The following is a 254-nucleotide window of genomic DNA, read 5'->3' as shown; positions in this document are numbered from 1 at the left end:
TACGATTTAGGTCACGTATCTTTTCGTGGCCTTTAAATCGCTGAATTAATAACTGTTCAACATGGTGCAGAAGAAGCCTAAGAAGAAGGTAGGGAAGAAAGTAGCCGCCGCCCCATTGGTGGTCAAAAAGGTTGAGCCCAAGAAGATCGTGAATCCTCTCTTCGAGAAGAGGCCAAAGAACTTTGCCATTGGTCAGGGCATAAAGCCAACTCGGGACTTGTCCAGATTTGTAAGATGGCCCAAGTATATCCGCA

Annotated in this window: 1 protein-coding gene; it reads left to right on the top strand. The window is 46.1% G+C overall.

Translation table 11 applies throughout. The features are described from left to right. Nucleotides 1–61 precede the first annotated feature (61 nt). A partial coding sequence (locus F0U44_RS24545) for a ribosomal eL8 family protein (RefSeq protein ID WP_223163844.1) occupies nt 62–254 on the top strand: 193 nt, incomplete at its 3' end.

It is taken from the genome of Nocardioides humilatus (genome assembly GCF_008373755.1).
Lineage (GTDB): Bacteria > Actinomycetota > Actinomycetes > Propionibacteriales > Nocardioidaceae > Nocardioides > Nocardioides humilatus.
The sequence above is the reverse complement of the archived record's forward strand: the minus strand, read 5'-3'. Positions and strand labels throughout refer to the sequence as shown.